This is a genomic window from Streptomyces sp. FH025 (assembly GCF_017427025.1).
In the GTDB taxonomy this organism is placed as follows: domain Bacteria; phylum Actinomycetota; class Actinomycetes; order Streptomycetales; family Streptomycetaceae; genus Kitasatospora.
Genome location: NZ_JAFLNG010000637.1, coordinates 1 through 4,482 on the forward strand (window position 1 = coordinate 1; position 4,482 = coordinate 4,482).

A 4,482-nucleotide genomic window follows, 5' to 3' on the forward strand; every position below is an offset into this window, starting at 1 on the left:
GGCTCCGTGCAGGCGCAGTTCGGCGGCGAGCCAGAGTCCGACGGGGCCGGCGCCGGCGATGACGATCTGGTGTTGGGGCATGGGTGTGCCTTCCGTTCGGCGCTGCGTCAGATTCTTGGTCAGTGACCAAGTGGGGTGGTTCCAGTAGACTAGGTCAGTGACCAAGAAGCAAGCCCCGGAGGCTTCCCGGACCCGGCTGGACACCGCCACGGTGGTGCGCGCGGCCCTCGACCTGCTCGACGACAAGGGCGCGGGCGCGGTGTCGCTGCGCGGCGTCGCCGAGCGCCTGGGCGTACGGATGAACACGGTGCTGTGGCACGCGGGGAGCAAGGCCCGGCTGCTGGAGCTGATGGCGGACGCGATCGTCGGCGGCATCGACCTGGACGTCGCGCCCGGGCCCTGGCACGAACGGGTGCGGGAGCTGTCGCGCCGCTACCGGCGCGCCCTGCTGGCCCACCGCGACGGCGCGCTGATCGTCGCCGGGACGTACGCGGCCGAGCCCGCCACCCTCGGCTTCGCCGACGCCGTCGTGGGCGCGCTGCTGGAGGGCGGGGCGGACGAGCGGGGCGCGGCGTGGGCGTTCTGGAACATCCAGTACCTGGCCCTGGGCCTGACCCAGGAGGAGCAGGCGCTCGCCGCGCAGGACGGCCCCCACACCCTGGCCCAGGCGCTCGCCGGCGGCGCGTTCCCGGCGCTGGGCCGGGTGGCGCGCCACCTGGAGGACGGCGACTTCGACGAGCGCTTCGAGTTCGGCCTCGCCCGGATCCTCGCCCTGCCGCAGGAGGCCTGACGCCCGGGGCGCCGGCAACGGGAGTCGGCAACCGGCGCCGGCAACCGGCACCGTCAACCCCCGGGCCGGACGCGGCAGTTCACGCTCCCGCGCCCCGGCGGGCCTGCCCGTCATCGCCGCCGCCGAAGGCGCCGTCACGCGCGTCAGGGGCGGCTTGCAAGAGGCCGCCCCTGACGCCCGGCAGGGCGGCCGCGCTCGCGCCCGCCCGTGTCCGGCCGCGGCCGGATGCCGCGGTCAGACGCGGCGGCCGGATGCGGCGGTCAGATGCGGCGGTCAGATGACCGTCTGGACGCCGTGGAAGTTCTCGTAGAAGTCCAGGGGGATGTCCTGGCCCGCCTCGGGGGCGAAGGGCCGGCCGAGCCACGAGCCGATGGCGGCGGCCTGAGCGGAGGTCCCGTTCCAGGTGAGCGAGCCGATCTGCTGCCGGCTCGCGGGCCGCACGGTGTACGTGCGCGGGCGGTTGCCGCGCAGGACCCCCAGGGTGACGCCGGCGGAGTTGTCCCGCAGCCAGCGCAGCGCGGTCAGGTCGAAGGGCTTCGCGTCGACGGTGGTGATGACGTCGTCCGGGGCCAGTCCCGCGGCCCCGGCCGGCCCGGTGTCCAGGACGCCGTAGACGACCGGCCCGGTGTCGTCCTTGAGCACCAGCCCGAGGGACTTGACCGACTCCTGCCCGACGGTGAAGCCGAGCTCCTCCAGCCTGGGGACGAGCGCGAGTCGGGCCGGCTTGCCGGCCTCGTTCAGCACGCGCTCGCCCAGCCCGGCCAGGACGGATTCGAGGTGCTTGCGCAGGTCGTCCAGGGTGTAGCCGGAGCCCTTGCCGGCGTGCTTGCCGTAGAAGTCGGCGAAGACCTGGTCGAGGGTGGTCCTGGCCTTGAGGCGCAGCGTGGCGTCCAGGCAGAAGGCGATGACCATGCCCTGGTCGTAGTAGTCGGTGGCGTCGTTGACCTTCCCCGCGTACTTGTCGCCGTGGTTGAGGAAGCTGGCCAGCGAGGCGTCCACCGGGCTGACCCTCTGGTAGGCGGGCAGCGCGACCAGGTGCCGGTAGTAGTTGACGACGGCGCTGAGGAACTGCTCGGGCGTGTAGGCCTCGGCGCGGGTGCAGGACAGGAACTCGTAGTAGCGGGTGAAGCCCTCGGCGACCCACAGGCCCTCGGTGAAGCTGCCGCCGCGCAGGTCGAGTTCGCCCAGCGGGGCGGGCCGCAGGCGGCGCACGTTCCAGGCGTGGAAGAGCTCGTGGGCGCAGACCCGGATGCCGGTCGCCCACTTCACGGGGTCGGTGAAGACGTTCGGGTCGATCCCGACCATCGTGCTCGTCAGGTGTTCCAGGCCCCACTCCTCGGTCGGGTCGGAGCCGTACACGAAGGTGTAGTCCTCGAACGGGAACGAGCCGAACATGCTCCGGTAGCCGTCGGCGACGCGTCCGACCTGGTCGACGAAGTCGTCCGCCCGCGTCTCGAAGCCCGCCGCGCGGTCGAGGAAGACGTGGTGGAACGGGGTCTTCGCCACCTGCCGGGTCTTGTGGTCGAACGAGCCGACGACCACGGGGGTGTCCAGCAGGATCTCGTAGCCGGGGTACTCCCAGGTCGTGGCGCCGACGGGCGTCGCTCCGGACGGGTGGTGCAGCGCCCAGCCCTTCGGGAGGTCGTAGGTGACGCGGTAGGGGCCGTCGTAGGAGGTGACGCGCAGGTAGCGCGTGCCGAGCAGTACTCCGTTGCCGTCGTCGAGGATTCCGGACGCCTCGCCGAACGCGGCGGACTCGCAGGAGGCCGTGTACGTGATCCGCACGTTCGGTCCCGGTTGTTCGATGTGGTAGCCCTGCCATCCGTCGCGGCGCACGGTGAGGTCGTGTCCGTCGTCGAGGTCGGTGGCCTTGACCTCGAAGATGTCGCGGCCGTACGGGGCGAACGTGTAGTCGCCCGGCACCCAGGTGGGGGTCTCGACGGTCGGCCCGGTGCCGTCGTTCATGCCCTTGATCGTCATGACGACCCTGATCTGGTGCAGGTGCGGGTCGACGGTCACCTGGTAGTGCACCGGTTCGGTGATGGTCATGGCTCTCGCCCTTTCGCCTGGGGGTGGGTTCGGCCGTGCCGGAGGCGGGCCCTGCGGCGTGGTGGTCCCATGTCACCGGCCCCGGCGGCGGCGGAGCCGCAACGGCGCGCGGTGGGCCGGGGCGGTTCCCGTCGTGCGGGTGGACTCGGAGGCGCGGGGGGCCGTTCGCGCTCCGGCGTACCTGCCGCTCCCCCGCCCTCCCCTTCACTCCTGGAAGGGCGACGGTCCGCGCGGTGCGCCGAAGGTGCGCCGGTAGGCGCCGGGGGTGGTGCCCAGGGCGGTGCGGAAGCGGCGGCGCAGGTTGACGGCGGAGGCCAGGCCCACCCGGGTCGCGACGGCCTCCACCGGCAGGTCGGTGCGCTCCAGCAGCGCCCGGGCCGCGTCGATGCGCCGGGCCAGCAGCCACTGGCCGGGGCTGGTGCCCAGCTGCTCGGCGAAGCGCCGCGCCAGGGTGCGGCCGGACAGCCCGGCCCGGGCGGCCAGGACCTCCAGGGTCAGCCGCTCCCCCAGGCGCTCCTCGGCCCACTCCAGCAGCGGGGCCAGCGACTCCTCCGCCCGGGCGGGCGCGGGGGCGGCGGCGTACTGGAGCTGGCTGCCCTCGCGGTGCGGGGGCAGCACCATGTGCCGGGCGACCTGGGCGGCGTAGGCGGCGCCGTGGTCGCGGCGCAGCAGGTGCAGGCACAGGTCGATGCCGGCGCCGGATCCGGCGCTGGTGGCGACGTCGCCGTGGTCGACGTACAGGACGTCCCGGTCGACGCTCAAAGCGGGGTGCTGGGCGGCGAGTTGGGCGGTGCGGGCCCAGTGGGTGGTGGCGCTGCGCCCGTCGAGCAGTCCGGCCTGGGCGAGGACGAACGCGCCGGTGCAGATGGAGACGATGCGGGCGCCGCGGGCGTGGGCGGCGCGCAGCGCGTCCAGGACGGCGGGCGCCACGGCGCAGCCGGGGGGCTGCCAGCCGGGGACGATGACGGTGTCGGCCCTCTCCAGCGCCTCCAGTCCGGCGTCGACCAGCAGCGGGACGCCCAGGGTGGTGGGCAGCGGGCCGGGGGTGTGGGTGCACAGGGTGAAGTCGTAGTGGCGGGGCAGTCCGGCCCGGTCGGTGCCGAAGGCCTCGGCGGCGCAGGCGAGTTCGAAGGGGGCCTGGGGTGCGCCGAGCAGGGCGACCACCCGGTGGCGGCCCTTCGCGTTCTGCGCGGAATCCGCGTCGTCGTCCATGGCAGGAATGTACCTGAGGATGTCTTTTCGGACTCTGGGGCGGCCGGGGTGCGGGCGGCCACAGTGGGGGCATGGATGAGAACGACGCAGTGATGACGGCCCTGCTGGTCGAGGACGCGGCGACGAGCGAGGTCGGGCCGGGGATCGTACGGCGCTCGCTGACCGCCACCGGCTACGCGCGCGGCTGGCTGATCGACTTCGCGCCGGGCAGCCGGTGGCCCGAGGTCGACGTGCACCTCACCGAGGAGCGGTACTTCGTGCTGAGCGGCGAGGTGATCGAGGGGGACGTGCGCCATCCGGCGGGCAGCTACGTGGTGTTCGCGCCGGGCAGCAGCCACCGGCCGCGCACCGAGACCGGCGCGCGGATCCTCGGGCTCACCCTGGGCGCGGCCTGATGGCCGGTCAGATCATGTGACGTTGTCGCGGATCGG

General features: G+C 73.7%; 4 protein-coding genes. 2 read left to right on the forward strand and 2 right to left on the reverse strand.

Annotated elements, in window-relative coordinates:
* Positions 1-157: 157 nt before the first annotated feature.
* Positions 158-790 (forward strand): TetR/AcrR family transcriptional regulator C-terminal domain-containing protein, encoded by a 633-nt coding sequence (locus J0670_RS31055; protein ID WP_207815164.1) that lies wholly within the window; start codon positions 158-160, stop codon positions 788-790.
* A 273-nt stretch (positions 791-1,063) separates the two neighbouring features.
* Here J0670_RS31055 and J0670_RS31060 read toward each other — a convergent pair whose 3' ends face one another.
* Both J0670_RS31060 and J0670_RS31065 read right to left on the reverse strand, forming a co-directional pair.
* Entirely contained in the window at positions 1,064-2,839 is a 1,776-nt protein-coding gene (locus tag J0670_RS31060; RefSeq protein WP_207815165.1) for a PDZ domain-containing protein, read from the reverse strand.
* Between the two features lie 204 nt (positions 2,840-3,043).
* Positions 3,044-4,051 carry a GlxA family transcriptional regulator gene (locus J0670_RS31065; RefSeq protein WP_207815166.1) on the reverse strand — a complete coding sequence of 336 codons (1,008 nt, stop codon included), beginning with the start codon at positions 4,049-4,051 and terminating at the stop codon, positions 3,044-3,046.
* 71 nt (positions 4,052-4,122) lie between these two features.
* Between J0670_RS31065 and J0670_RS31070 the strand changes: the two genes are divergently transcribed.
* Entirely contained in the window at positions 4,123-4,446 is a 324-nt protein-coding gene (locus tag J0670_RS31070) for a cupin domain-containing protein (protein ID WP_207815167.1), read from the forward strand.
* The last annotated feature ends 36 nt before the right edge of the window (positions 4,447-4,482 follow it).

Bases quoted from the DNA above. Each gene is read 5' to 3' on its own strand.
- J0670_RS31060 (WP_207815165.1), bottom strand. From the start codon at position 2,839: ATGACCATCACCGAACCGGTGCACTACCAGGTGACCGTCGACCCGCAC.
- J0670_RS31070 (WP_207815167.1), top strand. From the start codon at position 4,123: ATGGATGAGAACGACGCAGTGATGACGGCCCTGCTGGTCGAGGACGCG.
- J0670_RS31065 (WP_207815166.1), bottom strand. From the start codon at position 4,051: ATGGACGACGACGCGGATTCCGCGCAGAACGCGAAGGGCCGCCACCGG.